The 23,096-nt window shown below is 73.5% G+C and carries 16 protein-coding genes; 5 read left to right on the top strand and 11 right to left on the bottom strand.

The genetic code is table 11. The features are described from left to right. The first annotated feature begins 131 nt into the window (after positions 1-131). Positions 132-2,288 (top strand): acyl-CoA dehydrogenase family protein, encoded by a 2,157-nt coding sequence (locus ACIBSV_RS34950; RefSeq protein ID WP_395870292.1) that lies wholly within the window; start codon positions 132-134, stop codon positions 2,286-2,288. Here the strand turns inward: ACIBSV_RS34950 and ACIBSV_RS34945 are convergent. Together ACIBSV_RS34945 and ACIBSV_RS34940 are read right to left on the bottom strand one after the other, a co-directional pair. Continuing rightward, positions 2,271-5,009, bottom strand: coding sequence for an AAA family ATPase (locus ACIBSV_RS34945; protein WP_395870290.1), 2,739 nt, complete (start codon positions 5,007-5,009; stop codon positions 2,271-2,273). The two genes, ACIBSV_RS34950 and ACIBSV_RS34945, sit on opposite strands and share 18 nt — an antisense overlap. A gap of 159 nt (positions 5,010-5,168) precedes the next feature. Next, on the bottom strand, positions 5,169-5,609 hold the full coding sequence (locus ACIBSV_RS34940) for a VOC family protein (RefSeq protein ID WP_395870288.1): 441 nt from the start codon (positions 5,607-5,609) through the stop codon (positions 5,169-5,171). Positions 5,610-5,862: 253 nt separating this feature from the next. Between ACIBSV_RS34940 and ACIBSV_RS34935 the strand changes: the two genes are divergently transcribed. Further along, on the top strand, positions 5,863-6,576 hold the full coding sequence (locus tag ACIBSV_RS34935) for a polysaccharide deacetylase family protein (RefSeq protein WP_395870286.1): 714 nt from the start codon (positions 5,863-5,865) through the stop codon (positions 6,574-6,576). A gap of 133 nt (positions 6,577-6,709) precedes the next feature. Here ACIBSV_RS34935 and ACIBSV_RS34930 read toward each other — a convergent pair whose 3' ends face one another. After that, complete coding sequence (locus tag ACIBSV_RS34930; RefSeq protein WP_395870284.1) at positions 6,710-7,429, bottom strand: response regulator; 720 nt, start codon at positions 7,427-7,429, stop codon at positions 6,710-6,712. After that, a complete protein-coding gene (locus tag ACIBSV_RS34925; RefSeq protein WP_395870282.1) occupies positions 7,426-9,054 on the bottom strand; it encodes an ATP-binding protein in 1,629 nt (542 codons plus the stop codon). The genes ACIBSV_RS34930 and ACIBSV_RS34925 overlap by 4 nt, the downstream gene beginning before the upstream one ends. A gap of 257 nt (positions 9,055-9,311) precedes the next feature. On the opposite strand from ACIBSV_RS34925, the gene dctA reads away from it, so the two are divergent. Then, the gene (dctA, locus tag ACIBSV_RS34920; RefSeq protein ID WP_395870280.1) at positions 9,312-10,769 is read left to right on the top strand and encodes a C4-dicarboxylate transporter DctA; all 1,458 of its coding nucleotides are present in this window, start codon (positions 9,312-9,314) and stop codon (positions 10,767-10,769) included. A 64-nt stretch (positions 10,770-10,833) separates the two neighbouring features. Here the strand turns inward: dctA and ACIBSV_RS34915 are convergent, their stop codons facing one another. Next, positions 10,834-12,210, bottom strand: coding sequence for a tannase/feruloyl esterase family alpha/beta hydrolase (locus ACIBSV_RS34915; RefSeq protein ID WP_395870278.1), 1,377 nt, complete (start codon positions 12,208-12,210; stop codon positions 10,834-10,836). Positions 12,211-12,465: 255 nt separating this feature from the next. Here ACIBSV_RS34915 and ACIBSV_RS34910 point away from each other — a divergent pair, with 255 nt between their 5' ends. Together ACIBSV_RS34910 and ACIBSV_RS34905 are read left to right on the top strand one after the other, a co-directional pair. Further along, entirely contained in the window at positions 12,466-13,752 is a 1,287-nt protein-coding gene (locus ACIBSV_RS34910; RefSeq protein ID WP_395870276.1) for a sensor histidine kinase, read from the top strand. Then, positions 13,749-14,489: a response regulator gene (locus ACIBSV_RS34905; RefSeq protein WP_395870274.1), complete on the top strand. Its 741-nt coding sequence runs from the start codon at positions 13,749-13,751 to the stop codon at positions 14,487-14,489. Before ACIBSV_RS34910 ends, ACIBSV_RS34905 begins: the two co-directional genes overlap by 4 nt. Positions 14,490-14,559: 70 nt before the next feature. Here ACIBSV_RS34905 and ACIBSV_RS34900 read toward each other — a convergent pair whose 3' ends face one another. The 6 genes from ACIBSV_RS34900 to ACIBSV_RS34875 are packed head-to-tail and all read right to left on the bottom strand — an operon-like array spanning position 14,560 to position 23,019. Then, positions 14,560-15,348 (bottom strand): FkbM family methyltransferase, encoded by a 789-nt coding sequence (locus ACIBSV_RS34900; protein WP_395870273.1) that lies wholly within the window; start codon positions 15,346-15,348, stop codon positions 14,560-14,562. After that, positions 15,345-15,554: a Trm112 family protein gene (locus ACIBSV_RS34895; RefSeq protein WP_395870271.1), complete on the bottom strand. Its 210-nt coding sequence runs from the start codon at positions 15,552-15,554 to the stop codon at positions 15,345-15,347. The genes ACIBSV_RS34900 and ACIBSV_RS34895 overlap by 4 nt, the downstream gene beginning before the upstream one ends. Further along, positions 15,544-16,473, bottom strand: coding sequence for a hypothetical protein (locus tag ACIBSV_RS34890; RefSeq protein ID WP_395870269.1), 930 nt, complete (start codon positions 16,471-16,473; stop codon positions 15,544-15,546). The genes ACIBSV_RS34895 and ACIBSV_RS34890 overlap by 11 nt, the downstream gene beginning before the upstream one ends. 2 nt (positions 16,474-16,475) lie before the next feature. Then, positions 16,476-17,195, bottom strand: coding sequence for a class I SAM-dependent methyltransferase (locus ACIBSV_RS34885; RefSeq protein ID WP_395870267.1), 720 nt, complete (start codon positions 17,193-17,195; stop codon positions 16,476-16,478). Continuing rightward, positions 17,192-18,577: a condensation protein gene (locus ACIBSV_RS34880; protein ID WP_395870265.1), complete on the bottom strand. Its 1,386-nt coding sequence runs from the start codon at positions 18,575-18,577 to the stop codon at positions 17,192-17,194. Before ACIBSV_RS34880 ends, ACIBSV_RS34885 begins: the two co-directional genes overlap by 4 nt. Beyond that, positions 18,574-23,019 (bottom strand): alpha-(1->3)-arabinofuranosyltransferase family protein, encoded by a 4,446-nt coding sequence (locus ACIBSV_RS34875; RefSeq protein ID WP_395870263.1) that lies wholly within the window; start codon positions 23,017-23,019, stop codon positions 18,574-18,576. The genes ACIBSV_RS34880 and ACIBSV_RS34875 overlap by 4 nt, the downstream gene beginning before the upstream one ends. Positions 23,020-23,096: the final 77 nt, after the last annotated feature.

The raw sequence follows: 23,096 nt of genomic DNA, 5'->3' as shown, positions 1-23,096 counted from the left end.
TTGACCGCCGCGTCGACGTGCCCAGCGTCGACGCGGCGATTCCCGGTCGGATCAGAGGCGTTCGCGTGGGCCGCCGGAGGGGATCCGGGCCCGAACGCGCGCCCGGGACACACCGCCGAAGGGAGCGCGCCATGGACGTGTCGTACGGGGACGAGGTCGCGGAATTCGCCGGGAACGCGGCGACCCTGGTCGCCCGGCACTGGGGTCGGGCCGGCGCCGCGCCCACCGGGGAACTGGACCGGCTGTGGGATGTGGGCGCCGTGCACGGCTGGTTCGACCTCGGCGGCACCGACGCGCTCGCCGCCGCGGTCGCCGTGACACGCGAACTGGGCCGGGCCGCTTGCCCATTGCCGGTGCTGGACGCGTTCGTCGCGACCCGGCTGTTCGCCGCCAACATCGGCCTGGCCGGCGCCATCGGGGACGGAGGCATCCGGGTGGCGACCGCGCTTCCGGGCGGCGGCCCGGACGAGGCCGAGGTCGGCGCGGACTGCCTGATCGAGGCCGGCGACGCGGCGACGCACGTCATGCGCCTGCCGTTCGGCGGCGGCCCGGTGGGGCTGTATCGGATCATGGCGGCGGAACCGGTCGAGGGACTGGCGATGCCCAGGTGGTCCCGGGCCCGCCTCGGTCCGGCGCTCGCGTACAGCGCGATCTCGGCGGACCGGACCGACCGGGTCGTGGCCCTGCTGCGGTTGGGCCTGGCCGTACGCGCGTTCGGCGCCGCCGAGCGGGCCGCGACGTCCGCACTGGCCCACGCACGCGCGCGCACCCGATTCGACGCGCGGGTGGGTGCGTTCGGCGCGGTCCGCGAGCGGGCCGTGAACGGCCGGATCGAACTCGACGCGGGCGACCTGCTGATCGCGGACGCGGTGCGCCGGTACGCCGAGGGCGGCACCGACTGGGTGATCGCCGTCGAACTGGCCGTCGCACACGTGCGCCGGATCGCCCCGCGCCTGCGCGCGGACGTGCACCACCCGCCGCTCTCGGCCGATTGTTGCGACGAACACGAGGCACCGTGGCTGTTCCGGCGGGTACATGCCGACCTGGCCTGCCTGGGCGGATTCGGCTCGCCCGGCGGCGAGGTCGCCGATCGCCTGCTCGACGACGACCCGCACACCGGGGCCGAACTTCCGGAACCGCGACTCGGCCCGGACGGGGACGCCCTGCGCAAGGCGTTGAGCAAGGTGGTCGTCGGTCGGCAGACCTGCCCACCGACCGTCGGCGACCCGGGGGACGACCCCGACGCGGTGGCCGAGTTGGCCGAACACGGTTGGTTCGCACTGGGCTGGTCCGCGGCGCACGGCGGCAGCGGCGGCACCCCCGCCGAGCGGTTCGCGCTGCGCCAGGAGGTCTGCCGGCATCGCCTGCCGGTCGTCGACGCGCTGGCCACCGCGACCTTGTTCGGTGGGCCGATAGCCCGGCACGGTACGCCCGAACAGCGCGCGCGGCTGCTGCCCGCGATCCGCCGGGGCGCGCTGCGGATCGCGCCGGCCTACCGGGCCGTGCGCGAGGAGTTCGACCCGGCCGCGGTGCGGGTCGACGCGGTGCGCGACGACGCCGGCGACTGGACGCTGACCGGCGACCGACTGTGGACCGCCGACGCGCATCGGGCCCGGTACCTGTGGCTGGCGGCGCGTACGCAACCGGGCGCCGCGGCGTTGCGGGCCGCCGTCACGGTCTTCCTGGTGCCGCTGGACGCGCCGGGTATACGGGTGCGGGCATATCGGACCGCGGCGGGGGAGGCGGGCAGCGACGTCCTGCTCGACCGGGTCCGGGTCCCGGACACCGCCAGGATCGGTGCCGTGCACGGTGGTTGGGAGGTGATCACCGACACTTTCGCCGCCGACTCGGCCGTGGCCGGCGACGTCGCGGCCACGCTGCATCGCGGACTGGTCGACCTGCTCGCGCTGCTGCGCGCGGGACCGGGAGCGGCCTCGGCGGCGGGAGCGCGCGGGTCCGCGGCCCGGGCGGCGGTGACCGAACTGGCCGTGCGGATCCAGGCGGTACGCCTGTTGGCGGCGGCAGCGGTGTGCACGCCGGGCGCCGACGACGGCGCGGCGCGCCTGCACGCGCTGGCGGCGGGCGCGCTGGGCGGTGAACTGGCGGCGGACTTCGGCGCGATGGTGCTCGAACTGCTCGGTCCGGCCGCCGCGCTGGGCACGGGCACGACGGCCGAGGGGGTGTTCGGACACGGACTGCGCGAGTCGCCGACCGAGAGCCTCGGCGGCGGCGGCGACCTGCGTCGCGGCCTGCTCGCCCGGGCGATGGGGCTACCGGTGCGCGTCTGAGCCGGCGAGATCCGAGCCGGTTCGGTCGGTGGTGGTGGCGATGTGCGGGCACGGCCCGGGTCGATACCGATCCGGGTTCGACCGCAGCAGGCCGGGCAGTTGCCGGCGGTTCTTGATGTCGAGTTTGCGATAGACCCGGGTCAGGTGTTGCTCGACGGTGCTGACCGTGATGAACAACTCCTCGGCGATGCCCCGGTTGCTGTACCCGGACGCGGCCAGCGCGGCGACGCGCTTCTCCGACTCGCTCAGGTCCGCCGCGGCGGCGCCGGCGTTGCCGGCGATCAGGTCGGCGTAGGCGTGCGAGACGTTGCGCGAGCGCGGGCGCGCGCCGCACTCCCGGGTCAGGTGCCAGACCCGGGACTGGAGCGTGGCCGCCCGGGCCGGCTCGGCCCGTGCCCGGTACGACTCGGCGAGCGCCTCCAGGGTGCGGGCCAGTTCCAACGGGTCCTCGGAGCGGCGCAGCGCCTCGACCGCCTGGGCGAGCAGCGCCGGGCGCTCGGCGACGTCGACGGTCATCGCGCGCAGTCGCAGCGTGGTGCCGCGTACCCGGCCGCCACCGGGACCGCACAGGCGTAGTTGCTCCGCCACCAACTGCCGGGCACGGTCGGTCTCGTCGAGGCGCAGCAGGGCCTCGGCGGCATCGGTGCGCCAGGGCACCAGGAACGGTTGGTCCACGTCCCAGGCGTGGGCCAACCACGCCACCTGGAGGAAGTCGGCGAGAGCGGCCCGGACCCGGTCGGTGGCCAGCAGGAAGCGGCCCCGGGCGCGCAGGTAGGCGAGCCCGGGCAAGCCGGCGAACAGGGCCTTGCCGACCGGCTGGTTCACGTGGCGCGCGGCGGCCTCGTAGTCGCCCATCGCGGTGTACACGCAGATCAGGCTCGCCAACGGGCCGCCGAGGAACAGGCTTCCGGCGCGCTCGGGCAGCGCGTCCATCGCATCGAGGGCGTAGGTCTCGGCATCCGGCAACCGGCCCTGACGCAGCGCCGCCTCCGCGCATACCGACCCGAACACGGCCTGCCAGCCCGGGGCTTTTCGGCGGAGCGACTCGGTCAGCAGGGACCGGCCGTGGGCCTCCGCGACGCCCGCGCGATCGTGTTCGATCAACAGGCGCAGCGCCGCGACGAGGGAGGAGAGGGTGACGTCGGTCAACCCGGACACGCGCAACCGCCGCTCGGCCGCCTCGAGACGGTCGGCGTGATCGCGCGGCGGCGCGGCGGGACGCGCGGGGGAAACCCATGGCAGCGGCAGATCGGAGTCGATGTGGTCGACCCATTCCGCGCCGGGGTCGGTGCGTTCCCTGAGCCGGTCGAGGACCTGTCGGGCCGCGTCGAGTCGGCCGTGTGCGAGCAACTGGTGTGCCAGCGGCGTCATGCTCGACACCGGCAGGTCGCCGACCGCCAGCGCGGTCAACGGTTCGCCCAGGCAGCGCTGTTCGGCCGCACCGGGGCTGAGTCGCCAGGTGACCTCGGCGAGCCGTACGTGCGTCTCTGCGCGCAGGGCGGGGTCGCGGCACTGCTCGGCGGCCAGTTCCAGGCACGCGACCGCCCGGCGGGCCCGGTCCCGGCCCAGGGCCTCCTCGGCGGCCTCGCGCAGCACGCGCACCGCCCACGCGTCGTCGTCGGGCACATCACGGGCGGCGAGCAGATGGGTCGCGATCCGGGCCGCCGCCGCGCCCTCGTGCCGCAGTACGCTCGCCGCGCGGCGGTGCAGCGCGCCGTGTTCGGCCGGATCCAGGCTGTTCGACAGCGCGTTCGCGGCCGCGGGGCGTAAGCGGCCCTCGGTCAGCAGCCCGGCGCCGGCCAACGCGCCCACTGCCTGAGCGGTGGCCTCCGGGGTGGTGCCGGCGAGCCGGCCCAGTACCTCCGCCGACGCGTCGGAGTCCAGCACGGCCGCGGCCTTGGCCACCCGCCACATCCCGGTGCCGCCGCGACGCAGGCAGGTCAGCACGGCTCGGCCGTACGGGCCGCCGGGCGCCGGCACGGGAGTTGCCCCGGATCCGCCCGAGGACCGGCACTCGGCCAGCAGTGCGCGCAGCAACAGGGGGTTGCCGCCGGTGAGTTCGTGGAACTCCGCGGCCCTTTCCGGGCCCGGGGGATCGAACCCCTCGGCCAGCAGGCCGGCCACACCGGTCGGGCTCAACGGGCCGAGCCGGATTCGGCCCAGGGCGGGCAACCGCAGGAACTCGGTGTCCGACTGCGGGTCCGGCAGGGCGAAGTCGAGCGAGCGGGCGAGCAGCACGAGCACGCGTGTCCGGCCGGAGTGCCGGGCCAGATGCAACAGGCATTGCACGGAGGCGACATCGGCGTGGTGCACGTCGTCGACGCACACCAGCACCGGTCGGCGCGACGCGACCTCGTGTACTGCGGTGGTCAATCGCCGGGCCGCACGCGGGGTTTCCCCGTCGTCGACCAGCCGCTCGAGGGCGAGGGCAAGGCGCGGGGGTACGGCCGGACCGTCCCGGAACTGGCCGAGGAGCGCCAGGGGTCGAGCGTCGCCGCCTGCCGGCGCGGTGGCGGACAGCACGGTCGCACCCGCGTTCGCGGCCTGTTCGGCGGCCCAGGCGAGCGTCTCGCTCTTGCCGCATCCGACCGCTCCCTCGACCAGGACGATGCCGCCCTGCGCCGCGGCGCACTCCTTCAACGCGGTTTGTAACCTGCCCAGTTCCGGCCCTCGTTCGATGAACTCCATGGCCTCTGCGAGCCCCCATATGTCGGCATGCACACGTTCTCCCACCGGTGCATGAAACCCCGGCCGCGCCGGCCTCGTCAACCATCGGTAACCGGCCACTGACCGGTAGTGACAGTCGAACGGGTTGCTTGCGGCCCCGACCGCCGCGTCGGTGTCGGGGCGGGGCCGCGTCGGGGCCGGGTGGGGTGTCGGTCAGGTTGTCGCCGGGCCGGCGGCGACGCAGAATTCGTTGCCCTCGGGATCGGCCATCACGATGTGGTGGTCGGTGTCCTCGTACAGGACGCTGCCGCCCGCCGCCACCAACCGCGCGGACTCGATCCGGATCCGTTCCCAGCGCTCCTGCGGGGAACCGTGTCCGGGTACCCGGATGTCGAGGTGCAGGCGGTTCTTCGCGGTCTTGGGTTCGGGGACTTTGAGGATCGACAACCGTGGTCCCACACCGTCCGGGTCGCACAACCACGCGGCGTCGTCCACCGACTCGTCCTCCGGCAGATCGAACTGCGCGAACCATTCCTCGCGGGTCTCGAACGGCGCCGGCGGCGGTTCGTCGATGTAGCCCAGAGCGGTCTTCCAGAAGGCCGCCAGGAGCGGTGCGTTCGTGCAATCCAGGGTCAGATCGATGTGTGCTGCCATGCCCGGACCCTAACCCGCCGCGCGGACACCGTCGCCCCGCCACGCGGTCGTTCGGGCCGGGGCGATGATCTTCCAGGGTGTTCTTCATACGACGGCCGGCGTCGTGCGGATGCGGAGGACGGCACGATGGACGTGGGCCGACGTGCGGTGTTGGCGGCTGCCTTGGGCGGGTTGTTGGTGGGGGTGTTCGGAGTCGGGCAAGTCCGCGTCGCCGACGACGACGGCACCGCCGGTCCCGGCGGCGGCTCGACCCGTGCCCGCGGATCCGGACCCGAGCCGCACCGCCGGCCCGCCACCCGTCGGTTCCACCCGGGCGGAGATCATCGCCCGGTACGGCCGGCATCCGCCCGCCGGGTGGGGCCTGGAGGTGCCGGGATCGTTGTCCCGGTTGCCGGGCACCGCGAAGGTGGCCGCGCTCACCTCGACGCGTGCGGCGGCAAAGGGGGGCAGCGAGTACGACAAGGCACTGGTCGACTTCCTGCGGGAACGCTCGATACCGGCGACCCTGTTCGTAAACTCCCGATGGGTCGACGAAAACCTCTCCACGCTCGGGCAGTTGGCCGCCGATCCGCTCATCGAGATCGCCAACCACGGCACCCGCCACCTGCCGTTGTCGGTGTCCGGGCGCTCCGCCTACGGGATTCCCGGCACCAAGGACGCGGGCGAGGTCTACGACGAGATCTGCGGCAATCGCACCAAGCCCACCGAACTGCTGGGCCGGCCCACGCGGTTCTTCCGCTCCGGGAGGGCCTACTGTGACGATGTCGCTGCGCGCATCGTCACCGACGTCGGCGAACGCTTCGCGGGCTTCCAGGTCAACGCGGACGGCGGCGCCACCTTCACCCCGGAACAGGTGCGCAAGGCGATGCGGGGCATATGCCCGGGCTCGGTCGTGATCGGCCACATGAACCCCCCGCGCGGCGGCACCGCCGCCGGGATCCGCCTGGCCATACCCGAACTCCTGTAGCAGGGCTACACGTTCGTCCGCCTCTCGGACGCCGCCAAGTCCTGACCGACGGGTGACCGCACTACCCGCGAGCGGCGCCGTTCGACAGCTGTCGACCGCGTCGACCGCGTCGGCCGGGGAATTCTCGGCGGGTCTAGCCCGGTGTCGGTGGTTCGGAGGTTGTCGGTTGTGGGGTGTGCCAGCGGTAGACGTACTCGGGGCGCCCGGCGCCGCCGTAGCGCGGTTCGCGGGAGACCAGGCGGCGGGCGGAGAGGTGGTCCAGATAACGGCGCGCGGTCGGGCGGGAGATGCCGAGGGCGTCGGCGATGTCGGCGGCAGAGGTCACCGCGCCGGTGCCCAGGTGCGCGACGATCGCCTCGAACGTCGCGGCGGCCAGGCCCTTGGGCAGCGGCGGCGCGTCGAAGGTCCGGCGCAGCGCGGCGAACGCCTGATCGACCTCCTGCTGTCCGGTGGCGGTCGGCGCGGCGCTCGGCTCGCCGATCCGGCGGCGGTATTCCGCGTAGCCGTCCAGGCGTTCGCGGAACGCGGCGAACGAGAACGGCTTGAGCAGGTATTGCACCACGCCCAGTGACACCGCCGAGCGCACCAGCCGCAGGTCCCGGGCCGAGGTGACGGCGATGACATCGGCGTCGTGACCCTGGGCGCGCATGCTCCGGCACAGGTCCAGGCCGTGCAGGTCCGGGAGGTAGAGGTCGAGCAGGATCAGGTCGACCGGCCGGGTGGACAGCAGGCGCAGTGCCTCGGCGCCGCTGCCGGTGACGCCGACCACGGTGAAACCCGGGACGCGGCCGGTGAAGACCGCGTGCGCCTCGGCCAGGACCGGGTCGTCCTCGACGATCAGGGTGCGGATCACGCTTCCTCCCCCGGGCGTTGGGCGGGCAGTGCGGGCAGCCGGACGGTGAACACCGCGCCGCCGGTGTCGCCGCGGTCGACGTCCACGGTGCCGTCGTGCCGGGCCACCGTGGCACGGACCAGGGCCAGGCCCAGGCCGCGGCCCTGGGATCCGTAGCCCTCCTTGGTGCTCCAACCACGCTCGAACACGCGCGAGGTGAGCGGTTCGTCGATCCCGGGACCGCTGTCCGCGACGCGCAACAGCAGGGCGCCCGCCGCGTCCGGATCCGTGCCGATGGTGACCTGTACGGTGCGCGGCGGCGGCGCGGACACCGCGGCGTCGATCGCGTTGTCGACCAGGTTGCCCAACACGGTGACCAGGTCCCGCGGTTCGAATCGGGCGGCGAGCGCGTCCAGGGGGTCCGCCTCGTCCGCGCCGGCCGGACCGCCGGTCACGGTCAACTGCACGCCGCGTTCGGCGGCCTGCGCGTGCTTGCCGAACAGCAGTGCGGCCAGGGCGGGTTCGTGCACGGCGGCGGTGAGTTCGTCGGCCAGGTCCTGGGCGGCGGCCAGTTCGCCGGTGGCGAACCGGATCGCCTCCTCGCCGCGGCCGAGTTCGACCAGCGCAACGATGGTGTGCAGCCGGTTGCCCGCCTCGTGCGCGGACGCGCGCAGTGCCTCGGCGAAGCCCTTGACCTGGTCGAGTTCGCCGACCAGCGCCCGCAGTTCGGTGTGGTCGCGGAAGGTGGCCACCATCCGACCGTCCCGGCCGGTGGGGCTGATGTTGACGGCGAGCGCGCGGGTGCCGCACAGGTGGATCTCGTCGGTGACGGTGCGGCCGGCGGCGAGTGTTTCGGCCAGCGTGTCGTCCAGGCCCAGGGTCTGCACGGGCCGCCCCTCGGGTGCGGTGGGCAGCGCGAGCAGCCGCACGGCCTCGTCGTTGGCCAGCACCAGTCGGCCGTCGGCGTCCACCACGATCAGGCCCTCGCGCACGGCGTGCAGAACCGCGTCGTGGTGTTCGTACACGCGCCGCAGCTCGACCGGTCCCAGGCCCAGGGTCTGCCGGCGCAGCCGGTGGTGCACCGCCACGCTCGCCGCGCAGGCCACGACCAGCGCGCCGGCGGCGACCGTGAGCACCAGTGGGACGTCCTCGCCGACCAGCGCGTCGACGCGGCGATTGGTGACGCCGACCGAGACGAGCGCGACGGGGCGACCGTCGGCGCCGGCGACCGGGACGACGGCGCGTACGGAGGGGCCCAGCGAGCCGGTGTAGGTCTCCGTCGAGGTCCGCCCGTGGGCCGCGGCGTCGATGTGGCCGAGGAAGGTCTGCCCGATTCTGGCCGGGTCGGGGTGGGTGTAGCGGATGCCGGCGACGCTCATCACCACCACGAAGTCGACGCCGTTCTCCTTGCGGATCTCCTCGGCCATCGGCTGGAGCCGGGCGGTCGGGTCGCCGGCGGTCGCGGCCTCGGCGAGGCCGGGCGCACGGGCGAGCGTGCGCGCCACGTCGAGCGCGCGCTCCCGGGCGGTTTCCGCGCCGGACCGGCGCACGGCGTGCACCGCGACACCGGAGCCGGCCGCGACGAGCAGCAGGACGAGGGCGAGCTGCCACAGCAGCACCTGCCGAGCGATGCTCTGGTTGGCCATGCGCGAATTATCACCGGACGCCCGGGCCGTGCCGCAAGAGAGCCACTGGCGGCATTTCACCCGGTTTCCGGCGATTCGGCGGGAATCCAATCGTGCGCGTAATGCGCGTAATCGACGACGGACACCGGTGCCACGCCAATCTACGTCGCGTAACGCGCTGTTTCGCCGATGTTTGCGCCGCCCGCCCGACCGGGCCAGGCCCCGGTGTCGCAGCGTTCCCGTCCGCTCGACCCGACATCCTCCCCGGGAGGCCCCTCATGTCCCAGGTCACCACCACCGACCAGGCCGCCGGCGCGTCCGGCCCACCGCCCGACGAGGCGCCGGCGCGCCGCCCCTGGTACACGCTGCTGTACGTATGGGTCCTGGTCGGCATCGTCGCCGGTGTCGTGGTCGGCGCCGCCTGGCCGCACACCGGTGAGCAGCTTCGCCCGCTGGGCGACACGTTCGTCAACGCGATCAAGATGATCATCACGCCGATCATCTTCGTCACCGTGGTGACCGGCATCGCGGGCGTGGACAGCCTGCGCGGCGCGGGCCGGATCGGCTGGAAGTCGCTGGTCTACTTCGAGGCGCTGACCACCATCGCGCTGATCCTGGGCCTGGTGGTGATGAACGTGCTGCGTCCCGGCGACGGGGTGCACGCCGACGTCGGCTCGATGAAGGTCTCCGAGGCCGCCCAGGGCTACATCGACAAGGGTGAGGCGCAGTCCTGGTGGCACTTCCTCACCGACTTGGTGCCCAGCAGTGTGGTCGGCGCCTTCGCCGACGGCGACGTGCTCAAGGTGTTGTTCTTCGCGGTCCTGTTCGGCATCGCGATCAAGCTGGTCGGGCGCCCGGCGCAGGGCATCGCGATCGGCGTGGAGCGCACCGGCCGGGTGCTGTTCGCGGTGCTGCGGATCGTGATGTACGCGGCGCCGGTCGGCGCGTTCGGCGCGATGGCGTTCACCGTCGGCAAGTACGGGCTCGACACGCTGACCAGCCTGGGCAAGCTGGTGGCGATCTTCTACGGGACGAGCCTGTTCTTCGTCCTGGTGGTACTCGGCCTGGTGATGGCGGCCATCCGGCTGAACATCCTGCACCTGCTGCGGTACATGAAGGACGAACTGCTGATCGTGCTGGGCACCTCTTCCAGCGAGACCGTGTTACCCCGGGTGATCACCAAGATGGAGAACCTGGGCGTGCCCCGGCAGGTGGCCGGTCTGACCGTGCCCAGCGGGTACTCGTTCAACCTCGACGGGACCTGCATCTACCTGACGCTGGCCGCGCTCTACGTCGCGCAGGCCACCGACACCCCGCTGTCCATGGGGCAACAACTGAGCCTGGTGGCGGTGCTGTTGCTGACCTCCAAGGGTGCGGCCGGGGTGACCGGATCGGGCTTCATCGTGCTGGCCGCGACGTTGTCCACGGTGGGACACGTGCCGGTGGCCGGGATCATGCTGGTGTTCGGCATCGACAAGTTCATGAGCGAGTGCCGGGCGCTGACCAACGTGTGCGGGAACAGCGTGGCCTCGCTGGTGGTGGCCTCGTGGGAGGGTGTGCTGGACCGGGACCGGGCGCGCAAGGTGCTGGCGGGCGAACCGGTCGAGCCGCTCGCCTCCCGTGACCTGGTCGACGCGATCACCGCGACCGCGCCGGTCGAGGAGCCGGCGGTCGCCGCCGGTGGAGTCTCGATCGACAAGCGGGCTCCCGGGGCGCCGGTGGCGACGGCGCACTGAGCGCGGCACCGCCACCCGCGACCGCGCCGAAGGCGGGTCGCGGGTGGCGGCGTGCCGGCTGGGGTCACAACCCGCAGTCGTTGATTCGGTCCGCCTGCTCCGGCGCCGCCGGGACGGTGCGGCTCGCCGGTGCCGGGGTGCCGTTCCGGGTCCATGCGGCCAGCGTGTCGAAGGCCGTGGCGAAGCACGGGGACATCGACTGCACCACCGTCGGCATGGCCCGGTACAGGCCGTCCGCGTGGGTGCCGTTGGTGACCCGGTAGTAGCGGTGCATCCCGCCGCGCCCGGCGTCGTCGACCATCCGCGCGTACACGTCACCACTCCTGGTGATCGGCAACAACGCGTCGAGCGTGCCCTGGAGACTGATCAGCGGACGCTTGATCCGTCCGGTCAGCGACACCTTCTCGATCGCCTCGTGCACGGCGGCGGGGCGATCGGCGTACACGTAGTCGGTGTCGCACCCCGTGATCGTGTTCGGCGGGCAGAACGGCGTGCCGGCCTCCTTCGGGCCGTCGTAGCCGGGATCGACCTCCTCGCGCATGGTGCGCTGGAGCGAGTCCCACAGGTTCCGGTAGTGGAATTCCCAGATCTTCTCGGAGCCGACCGGGTAGCCGGCCGCGTGCATCTCCTCCAGGCCGCCCGGCACGTTGTCGCGGAACTTCGGGTAGGCGCGCAGCGCGGCCGGTGCGGTGTCCAGGATGTTCGGCGAGTCGGGCGTGAACAACACGCCGTGCAATTCGACGCCGCCGGTGAACAGGCCCGGGTTGTTCTCCAACTGCCAGCGCACCAGATAGCCGCCTGCGGACGCGCCCGCCATGTAGGTCGTCGCGGGCCGCCGACCGTAGTGGCGCGCGGCGACCCGCTTGGCGGCCACGGTCAACTGCGCCACCCGCCGGTGCCACTCCGCGATCGCGTCGCCGGGGCGTCGGCCGTCCCGGTAGATCAGCTCGCCGGTGTTGCCCTTGTCGGTGGCCGCGTAGGCGAAGCCCTGCGCGAGCACGTGGTCGGAGATCAACCGATCGTTGGCGTACTGCTCGCGCAGGCCGGGCGGGCCGGCGACGACCAGGCCGCCGTTCCACTTCTTCGGCAGCCGGATCACGAACTGGCTGTCGTGGTTCCAACCGTGGTTGGTGTTGGTGGTGGAGGTGTCCGGGAAATAGCCGTCGAGCTGGACGCCCTCAATGCCCGACGGGTTGACCGTGCCGGGCGCCTCCAGGCCGGCCCAGTCGTTCGGGTCGGTGTGTCCGGAGGCGACGGTGCCGGCCGTGGTCAGATCGGCCAGGCATGCGCCGATCACACGCTCCGCGCCGGGTACGCGCACCCTGCACGGCGACGCGGCGATCGAATCGGACTCGGGCACCGCGCTCGCCGCCGTCGAGCCCAGCGTCGCGGCCATCAGCAGCGCGGCGGCGACGGCGAGTGGGCGGGTGGTCTTCAGCAAGGAACTGCCCTTCGTGGGGGGGAGGGGGTGGGGAGCCGGAGTCGGCAATGCGAGATTAGGAAGGGCCGGGCACCGGGCCACAGATGCCGAGTGGCCACGACGCGCACAACCCCGGCAGGGGGTACGCGGGGGCCGGCCGAACGGCACATGACCTTCGGCCAAGGTTCGGCACGACCCGCGCCGCGTCGGTCCCGGGCGAGCCGGCCGCGGGTATCGTTCGGCGCACCGCACCCGGGATCGAACAGGGGTACCCAGATGACCGCGTCGTCACCGCCGGCCCCGCCCACCGGGTTGTCCCGGCCCATGCCCTGGGTGCCGCCCACGGTGTACGCCGTCGTGCTGATCGGCGGACTGTACGGCGCGGTGATCGAGGCCGGCCCGATCCGACCGCTGCGCTCGGCCGGGTTCGTGGGGTGTCTGCTGCTCCTGATCGCCCTGGATCGGTGGGAGGTACACCGCCACCCGGTCCGCACCCCGCCGCAGCCGGCCGTGTGGTTGCTGATCGGCCGACTCGCGTTGTTCGCGGTGGCGGCCGGCCTCGACCGCTCCGGGGTCTCCCGGGCGCTGTTCGTCCTGGTGCCGATCACCGCCTACTTCGCCTTCGGCCGGCGGGTCGGTGTGGCGCTGAGCGCGGTGTGCGTGGGAATGATCCTGCTCGGCACCCTGCTGCGGGTGCCCGAGTGGTATCTGCGCACCGACATCGTCACCGACCTGCTGATGTCCGGCCTGGGCCTGGTGCTGGCCGTCGCCATGGCGGCGATCGCGGTGGGCGAGCAGGCGGGTCGGGTGCGACTGGAGGACACGTTGGGCGAACTGCGGGATTCGCACGCGCGGTTGGCCGACTACGCGGCGCGGGTCGAGCGGTTGTCGGTGGCTCAGGAACGCAATCGGCTGGCCCGCGAGTTCCACGACGGACTGGGCCACCATCTCACCGCGATCGCCATTCAGTTGGAGAAGGCGTCGGCGTTCCGCGACCTGGACGCCAGGGTCGCCGAGCGGGCGATCACCGACGCGCGCTGGTCGGCAGGCCGAGCGCTCGAGGAAGTCCGGGTGTCGGTACGGGCGTTGCGGGACGAGGGCGAGCCGTTCTCACTGTCGGCGGCGCTCGCGGACCTGGTCCGGCACGTCGACGGCGGGCCGGCCAGGGTGACCCTGGACGTGACCGGCGAGGAGCGCGGCTACCACGTCGAATCGCTCACCGCGCTCTACCGCGCCGCGCAGGAGGGACTGACCAACGCGCATCGGCACGCCGGCGCCGCACACGTCGCGGTGTCCGCCCGGTACGGCGAACGCGAGGCACGGCTGGTGGTGGCCGACGACGGACGCGGCTTCGCACCCGGCGACGGACGCGGCTTCGCGCCCGGCGACGACCTTGGCGACCGGGTGCCGGGTACCCGGGACGGCTTCGGCCTGCGGGCGATGCGCGAACGGGTCGACCTGCTCGGCGGCCGGGTCGAGGTCGACGCCGCACCCGGGCGGGGCACGGTGGTCACCGTGACCGTGCCGCGCGCTCCGGTGCGCGCCGGGGCGTCGACGCGATGAGCGGCCAGGAGGAGGAAGCGGTCCGGGTGTTGGTGGTCGACGACCAGGAACTGGTGCGCGAGGGTATCGCCTCGCTGCTGGGCATCCAGCCCGGCATCACGGTGATCGGCGCGGTCTCGGACGGTCGTCAGGCGGTGGACACCGCGTGCGCCGAGCATCCGGACGTGATCCTGATGGACGTCCGGATGCCGGTGATGGACGGCGTCACCGCGGTCGCGCTGCTGAGCGAACGCGCGCCGCTGTGCCGGGTGGTCATGCTGACCACGTTCGACGACGACGAGTACGTGGCCGACGCGCTGCGCGCGGGCGCGGTCGGCTACCTGCTCAAGAACCTGCCCTCGGCGCAACTGGCCGCCGCAGTACGGCTGGCCCGCGCCGGCGTTGCCCAACTGGACGCCTCGATCATCCGGCGCCTGGCCGCCGGCCCGATCCGCCCGGACCCGGCGCGTGCCGACGGGCCGGGGCGCCTCGACGAGCCGGGGCGCCCCGACGGGCAGGCGTCGAACAGCGATCGCGAACCGGGGCCGACGCCGGGTCCGGATGCCGACGTGCTGACCGAGCGGGAAAGACAGGTACTGCGACTGATCGCCACCGGATCGACCAATCGCGAGATCGCCGCCCGCCTGTTCCTCAGCGAAGGCACGGTCAAGAACCACATCTCGCGGATCCTGGCCCGCCTGGGCCTGCGTGACCGCACCCACGCGGCGATCTACGCGCACGACCGCGGCCTGTTGTGAGCCCGCCGGTCGGGGGCGTCATGCCCGCCGCCCCCGACCGACGAACCCGCCTGGGGAGCCGCGCGGGGGTTCAGCCGGGCGACCCGCGTCCGGCCGGGCCCGGGCGACGTGCCGCCGGCAGGAACAGCACCGAGTTGACATAGCGTCGACTGAACGGCGCCAACGTGCGTCGCAACAAGCCGCGTTCGGCGACATGCGCGGTCTCCGCCTGGTGACCGGCGAGGTCGAAGTCGGCCAGCGGAAGCCAACTGGTGCCCGGCAACACCCAGCCCCGGTAGTCCAGTTCCGCCAGGAGATCGAGCACCGGCTGCGGCGACTGGATGCGCGCCTCCACCTCGATGAACAGCGCCGGGCGATCGCGCCGCACGGTCTCCAGGGCGCCGTGCAACACGGCCGGCTCACTGCCGTCCACGTCGATCTTGACGAAGGTGACCCCGGTCAACCCGAGATCGTCCAGCCGCACGCACGGAACGTCCAGTGCGCGATCGTGGATGTCCCTGCGGACCAGCGACGAGACGCCGCGATCACCCTGATCCCCCGGGGGAAGCCACAGCGCGACGGTGCCGGTGCCCCGGTCGCCCGCGGCGGCGGCCACCACCCGCACGTTGGCGGGCGTACCGGCGTCCAACAGCCTGGCCAGACGCGGCACCGGCTCCACCGTCACCACCGACTCCGCGCGCCGCGCCAGGCGCCGCGACCACGGCCCGTACCAGCCGCCCACGTCCACCGCCGTGCCGCCGCGCGGCACGAAGTCGGCGATCCGCCGCAACTCGGGTTCGAAGCGCGGGTACAGCACATCCACCGCGGTGCGGACCAACCTCGGCGACACCCGGGGCGCGAGCCGGGCGGCGAGCGTCATCGGTCGATCCGCAGGCTGATCCGGGCGTGCTCGTCGTCGCAGACGCGGACGCCGGAGGAGGGGAGAAGCTGGGGGATGCCGTCGACGATCGGGTAGCGGCGGCGCAGTCGCGGGTTGTACAAGGCGTCCTCCGGGAGCAGCAGGGTCAGGGGTCCCTTGTCGAGCGGGCAGGCCAGGATTCGCAGTAGCGGATCGTCAGGTTCCATCGGGCGACTCCTCAACCAGGGCGGGGACTTCGGCCGGCGCGGCCGGGGGCTCGTCGTGCCGGGGCAGGACGATCAGGACGGCGACGGCGAGCGTGCCGCCGACCAGGCGCAGGATCAGCCGCAGCCGGTCGTGCGGCAGCGACTCGCCGAAGGCGAGGCTGCCGAGCACGGCGGTGAACAGCGCGGACACCGTGGTGCACACCGGCACGATCAGCGACGCCCGACAGCGTTGCAACGCGGCCTGGGACAAAACCAGTCCGGCCGCGCCGGTGCCGACGAGCAGATAGGGGTAGGGCGTTCGGAGCAGGGCGAGCACCGTGTCGCCGACGCCGCGCCCGGTGAGGCGACCGGAGACGCCCTTGACGGCCAGCGAACTCACCCCGTACAGCAGGCCCATCGCGACGCCGTACTCGACGCCGGTGGCCGGCGGGCGGGTCGGGTCCCGGGCCCGACGACCGGCGGCCAGATACAGCCACAGCCCGGCCGCGAGCGCCGGCAGACAGACCGCCAGGAGCCGGCCGGTCGGGGCGTGGTCGCCGACCGGGTCCGCGTCGCGCAACGAGGCGACGACCATAGCCAGCGCGGCGAGCACGGCGAGCACGCCCATCCGTTCGCGTACGGTGGGCCGTTCGCCCAGGATCACCGAGGACAGCAGGAGCAGCAGCACCAGGCCCGCGACGAACAGACCCTGCGCCGCGGCGATGGGCAGCGCGCGGTAGACCGCGAGTTGGGCACCGAACCCGGCCGCCAGCGCGAGCGAGCCGGCAAGCCACGTCGGGCTGCCCAGGAGCGACCGGATCAGTCGCAGCGGCCGACCGGCGGTCAATGCCGGAAGGTTGCCCAACGCCCGTTTCTCCAGCACGAATCCGGTGCTGTAGAGCACGTTGGCCAGCAGCGCCGCGGCCACTCCCCACCACACGGCTAGGCCCGCCGGGCGTGCGCGAGCAGGATCGAGGCGAGCGAGGGGGCCGCGCACGCGACCCGATCCAGCGGCCTGAGCACCCGGGGCACGCCGTGGAACGGCGCCCCGGCGATGCGCACCACCTCGAAGCCGGACGCGGTGAGGAGCTCGCGCAGGGCGCGCGCGGTGTACAGCCGCAGGTGGCCGACCACCTGCGAGCCCGGTCGGCCGTGGATGCCGCGCAGACTGACCTCGGAGAAGATCGGCTGCACGCCCGCGAGGAGCAGCACGCGGTTGTACCACGCGGCCAGGTTCGGCGTGGAGAGCATGAGGTGGCCGCGCGGCTTGAGCACCCGCCGCAGTTCGTCCAGCGCCGCGTCCGGATCCACCAGGTGCTCCAGCACCTCGGCGAACACCGCGGCGTCCACGCCGGCGTCGGCCAACGGCAGTCCGCCGTCCGTGAGTTCGCCGCGCACCAGGTGGGGCATGTGCTTGCTCGCCCGGCGCAGCGCGTCCTGCGACCAGTCGATGCCCACCAGGGTGTGTCCGGCCGGCATGGGACCGGCGAACGAGGCCGCCGAGCCGTCGCCGCACCCGATGTCGACCACCACCGCCGGCCCCGGGCCCAACGCCCGGGCAAGCATCCTGGCCTGGCGCCGACTGCGCTCGGGGCCGGAGGCGACCGGTACCGCCGGGTTCTCGTAGAACGCGCGCAGACCGGCGGGGGAGGTGTCGCTCATCGCGAACCCCCCTCGTGCGCGATCGGGTCGGCGACGACGGCCGAGGATTGCGCGGCCGCCGAGACGGCGGACAGGTAGCCCTCGAAGAGGCCGTACAGCTCCCGGCCGGCCGCGTCCGTCAGCAGCGCGCGCGACCAGCGCAACCCCACATGCAGGCGGCCGAGGGTGCCGGTGGTGGTCACCGTCAGTCCCCGGGGCATCCGGGTGGGCGCCGAGACCCAGACCGCGTTCGCCCGGCCCGCGTCGCCGAAGTCCAGCGGATAGGGGATCCGGCCGAGGTTGCTGAGCAGGGTCGTCGAGGTCCAGGGCCCGAGGGCGCGGCCCAGACCGCGGGTGATCGAGGCCCGCAGGTCGACCGGCAGGAGCGGGGCGGTCAGCAGCGCCGCGCCGCGGCCGAGCGGGGGCCGGGGAGCGGCCCTGAGCGCCTTGGTCCGGCGGGCCGTGCGCCGGAGCAGGGCAAGGATCGCCTCCGGGTCCGGTTCCTGCCCGTACTCCCGGGCGCCGAACGCGACGTCGACCAGTCGGGTGCCGTTGCCGATGGGCATCTCGACACCACGCGGGCGGTCGTCGACCGGCATGGTGATCCGGATCGGCCGGGTCGGCGCGCCGTGCAGCCGGTTCCAGTGGGCGATCATCAGGCAGGTGACCACCAGGAGTTGGTCGTTGACGGTGTACGCGGCGCCGGGTGGGCGCGGGGGGAGCGGCAGTTCGCCGAGCACCAGGCCGTTGCCGGCGCGGTGCTCGGCCCCGCGCGCGGGGGCCGGCGCGACCCGGGCCGAACGGGCCAGGGCGGGGCCCGGGTCGAGGATGGCCTGTTCCGGGTCCTCGGTGCCGGCCGGTGCGGCCCGGTCCGAGGTGGGCCCGGTGCCGGCCCCGCCGTACAACTCCGCCGCGGTGGCCAGCACGCGCAGGAACGAGGGCCCGTCGAGGGCGGTGTGGTGGATGCGGCACAGCAGGACGCATCCGCCGGAGGTCGCCGACGAGCGGATCACGTCCAGCCGCACCGGCGGCGACAGGGTCAGCGGTGGCGCCTCGGCCAGGGCGAATGCCCGGGCCCGGGCCAAGGCGTCCGGACCGGGCGGCGGGAAGCCGACCGGTTCGACGTCGGGGGCGCCGGTGAGTTCCCACTCGTAGCGCCGCCGATACCACCGACCGGGCGCCTCGCGGACCAGGATTCGCGAGTGCCGGCGCAGTGCGGCGCCGAACGCGGCGCGCAGCCGGGCCGGATCCGGCTGCCCGGGCAGCCGGATCTCCATGTGCACCGCGATCGGCTCACCGGGCCGCTGACCCTGTCGGGACATCTCGTCGACGTGTGGGAACGGGATCCGGGCGAGGGCCGGCTCGACCGGGTGTTCGCGCCGAGCCGGGCGCACTGCGGTCATGGGTGTTCGATCTCCTTCGTCCTGCCGTCCGACGGGGGTTCCGGATCGGTCGGCGCGGGCTTCCCGCCGTCCGGCCGCACCGTCGGCAGCGGCGCGGTGTCGGCCTCCGGGGCCCGGTCGTTGACCATCGAGGGTTCGGTGGCCGGATCCCGGTCCGTCGGCGCCGGTTTGGTCATCGACACGGGCGGGGCCGCGGCTTCGGGCGGCGGGCCGGACGATGTGCCCGCAGGCGGATACGCAGGCGGCGGCGCGGACGGCGAACGCCCGTGCCTGGGACCGGAAGTCGCCACGCGTGGGCCGCCGGGATCGGGCCCGCCCACCGTCACCAGTGCCGCGCACAGCGCGATCAGCGCGAGCAGTTGCGCGGCAGGCCCGAAGGAGCCCTCGCCGCCGGCGATCGGCTCGCCCGCCCCGATCGCCGCCGCGATCCCGGCACCGGCCATCGCCACCAGCGCGATCGGTGTGAGCAGCCGGTGCCGCAGGTGCGCGAGCACCGCGAGTGCGAGCACCACCAGCGCGATCGGCCCCGCCACGATCGCGACCACCACGGTCGGCGCGAGCACGCCCAGGATCGGGCCGGGCGGCGGCGGTGCGGCGGGCGGTGCGTCGCTCCCGGCCGAGTCCCGGTTCCGGCGCCGGACGAAGGCGAGCGCGATCAGCGCGGCCAGGGCCACCGCGCCGCCGATCAGTCCGCCCCGGTATATCCCACCCGGCTCGTATTCGAGCTCGACGGTGCCGGCCGCACCGGCGGGCACCAGCCAACCCTGCTGCCAGCCGTCGATCCGGACCGGGCGCAGTTCCTTGCCGTGCAGCGTGGCCTTCCAACCGGAGTTGCGGTTCTCGTACATCTGGAGGTAGGTGGCCTCGCCCGCGCCCATCCGCACCGAGCGGTGGTCGCCGTTCCAGTCCGCGGCGGTGGCCGATCGCGCGGACTGCGGTGCCGGGGGCCGCAGTTGCCCTCGGATCGCGGTCACGTCGGTGATCTGCACCGGCCCCTGGTTGCCGGCCTCGACCGTGTGCATCCCCGCGCCCAGGGGCAGTACGCCGCCCGGCGACTCGGCGGCGCACAACCGCACCGCCACGGACCGGCGTTCGAGCAGGTCGCGCACCGTGCCCGAGGCACTGGTGGCGTGCATGACGCCGTCCACCGCCAACGGCGGTCCCTGCCCGCACGGCAGCGAGAACGCCACCCTCGGGTCCGGCGGGGGCGTGCGCAGCCGGGCCAACGCCGGGATGTGGATCTCGCTCAACCCCACCGGCAGTTGCAAGCGCTTGTCGGCGAGCGGGTTGTGCACGGTCAGCGGCGCGCCGCGGGTGATCGTGACGGTGATCCGGTCGGTGTCGATCGGCCCGAACCGGGCCAGCCCGTTCTCGTCCACGGCGACGGTCACCGAACCGTTGGGCGAGTCGATCCGGATCTCCTCCGGCCGGGTGGACAACCCGCCGGCCGCCCCCAGCACGATCTCGTCGATACTCGTGCGATCGGGCCAGTTCAGGTGGACCACGGGTCGGTCGCCGGCGATCCACGCGGTGGTCAGGTCGCCGTCCACGAGATTGCGCGCGCTGAGCGAGCGGCCGGTGTGGCCGGTGGACTCGGCGGTGGCGGTGATGCGCTTGGCCTGGTCCGGCGCGGCGCCCACCACCAGTCGGTCCAACTCCGGGCCGGGCACCGCGACGGCGCGCATGTCGAACGCGAAGTCACCGCCTTTGGGAGTCTCGAAGCGGCGGTGCAGCCCGTCCTCGGCCGCCACCGGCGAGAGCCCACCCGGGTCGTTGTCCCGGTGCATCGAGTAGACCCCGGTCTCCGCGTCGGAGCGGTCGGCGTCGGTGGGCAGACGCAGTAGCCGAGACACCTGTACACCGGGGATGGCGACCTCGGTGAAGCCCGCGCCGGACAGCCCGGAGCGCGCGGTCCGCACGTCCAGGATGGTGACCCTGAGCCACTTCGCCGCTCCCTGCGGCGCCTTGACCTGCTGCGGCGTGCCCTCGGGGCGCAACAGGCTCTCCTGGGAGCCGCGATCGGTTGCGATCCGCACCCGGGTCGGCGCGGCACGCATGCCGTCGCCGGGCAGTGGGGTGAGCGAGAGCGACGCGGGGATCTCGGTGGGCGCGGTGAAGGCGACCTCGAGCCACTGGCCGGCCGGGGTGCCGGGGCTGCCCTCGGCCCACGCGGTCGCCGGGTCGCCGTCGAAGGCGTTCACCGGGTCGTACTGCGGCAGATGGAAGAGCCAGTTGCCGCTGCTGGACGCGGTCACCGACGCGGCCCCGCGCAGCACGGCGGTGCTCTGGTGGGCGGCCCCGTCGACGGGCAGGATCTGCTTCGGCGCGGATCCGGGGTTCTGCGTGCTGTCCGGCGGGTTCCGCTCGCCGGCGGTGTACGGGTAGGACGTGTTGGAGTTGACCAGGCCGAAGCGGGTGTCCGCGCGGCGCAGTCCGTCCGCGACGAACTGCGTGCCGGGCCGGTCGATGCCGGGGTGGGCGTCGCCGGTGAGCACGGTGGGTCGGTCGCGTAGACCGGGATCGGCGGACAGTTGCAGCAGCGCCTCCGGGCCGCCGCTGAGCAGCGCGGTGTCGGCGACCGCCCGACCGCCGACCCGTCCGGGCCGAGGCGTGCCCGGGGCGGGCTCGTAGATCTCGACGGCCTGCAGGCGGGTGAACAGCCCCTGCACCTGGACCGGCGTGCCCTCGGGGATTCGACCGCCGGTGATCAACGGCCCGAAACCGGTGACCCGGTGGTAGCCGGAGGCCTCCAGGGTGCGCTTGACGGTGACCGGCGGCACGTAGCCGATCTGGTCCGGGTCCAGGTCGTTGCGGACCACCACCGCGTACAGGCCGGCCCGGGACAGGAAGTCCGCCAGCCCGGGCACTTGGCCGCCGGTGAGCAGGGCCTGTTCCACCGCGTCCGTCATCCGCCGCGCGCCGGGCGTGCCGAACGGGACGAAGTCCCGCTGCGCCCAGGGCGAATCGGCCAACGGATCGAGTGGCTGGTCGATCGGCGAACCCCAGGTGTACAGCCCGTGGGCGGTCGCGGGGACCACCAGTGCCCGGCTGTCCGGGGAGTGTTTGTCCAGCCAGTCGGCGGTGTGCCGCCAGTGGTCGGGCAGCTTGGTGAAGGCACCCGATTGCAGCACCGTGCCGTTGAGGTACGGCCAGGCCAGGCCGGGCAGGATCAGCAGCGCGGCGAGCGCGGGCGCGAACCGGCGGGCGGGTCGGGGCAGCGCCGGTTCGTTCGCGCTCACCGTGCCCACCAGATGGGTCAGCCCGAGCACCAGCGCCAGGGCCAGTCCGGGTTCGAACTTGTAGATGTTGCGGAACGGACGCAGCCACCCGTCGAGCCAGTCGCGGGCCGTGCCGTGGAACGGCGCGCCGAACGAACCGCCGTAGCCGGCAAGGGCGATCAGCGCCACGATCAGCACGGTCAGGATCAGCCAGCGGCGCTCGGGAAGGTCGCGACGGGCCAGCCCGGCCAGGCCGAGCGCGGCGGCGAACGCCGAGCAGAGCACGGTGACCACGGCGGTGGCCACGGTCCAGCCGGCCGGCAACCACGGTTCACCGAAGTTGAGATAGGCGACCCAGTCGCCCGCGCCGCGCAGCAGTTCGGTCGCGGACATCGTGCTCGTGGTGGTCTCGGCCTGCTCGATGTACGGCATGAAGTTCTCGCCGTACACGCCGAGCAACAGCAGCGGGATCACCCACCACGCGGTGGCCAGCAGCACCCCGGGAATCCACCAGCCGATCAGTGCCCACTTGCGCGGCCCGGCCGGGCGGGTGAGCAGATACAGCCCCACCGGCAGCAGCGCGGCCAGCGTGGAGGCGGCGTTGACCCCGCCCATGAACGGGATCAGCAGTGCCGAACGGGCCGCGGCCGTACGCGGGTTCAGGTGTGGCGAGGTCAGCGGCAGCAGCACCCACGGCAGCAGGGCGCCGGGCAACACCGCGGCCGAGGTGGAACCGATCACGATGGTGAAGGTCGGCCACAGCGCGTACGCCACCGCGCCCAGCAGTCGGCTGCGCGCGGTGCCCACGCGCAGCCGCTCGGCCAGCCGCAGCGCGCCCCAGAACGCGGCCGTGACGATCAGCGAGAGCCACAACCGCTCGGCGAGCCAGATCGGCAGGTGGATCAGGTCGGCGAGAGCGTAGAACGGCAGGATCGGGAACGCGTAGCCGATGTACTGGTCGGCGATGCCGCCGAAGCCGGCCCGGTCGTGCCACAGGTTGCCCAGGTCGCCGATGAAACCCCACGGATCGGTGACCACGCCCAGCTTGGTCTCGAAGGTCATCTTTCCCGGCGACACGGCCAGGAACGCGACGAAGACGACTGCCCAGAAGGCCGGCAGCCGGATCCGCCGGCGCGACCGGTCGGCCGGTGGTTCGGCCGGCGCCGGCTCGGCGGGCGGCCGGCCGGGCCGGGCCGGGGGGAGGGACAGGGTCGTCTCAGTCACGAGTGCCTCCTGCGGAGCGCGCGCGATGCCCGGGGGCCGGGACGCCGGCGGCGGGATCGAGGAACGCGTCGGGCGAT

This window comes from Embleya sp. NPDC050154, from assembly GCF_044460165.1.
Taxonomy (GTDB): Bacteria; Actinomycetota; Actinomycetes; order Streptomycetales; family Streptomycetaceae; genus Embleya.
The sequence above is the reverse complement of the archived record's forward strand: the minus strand, read 5'-3'. Positions and strand labels throughout refer to the sequence as shown.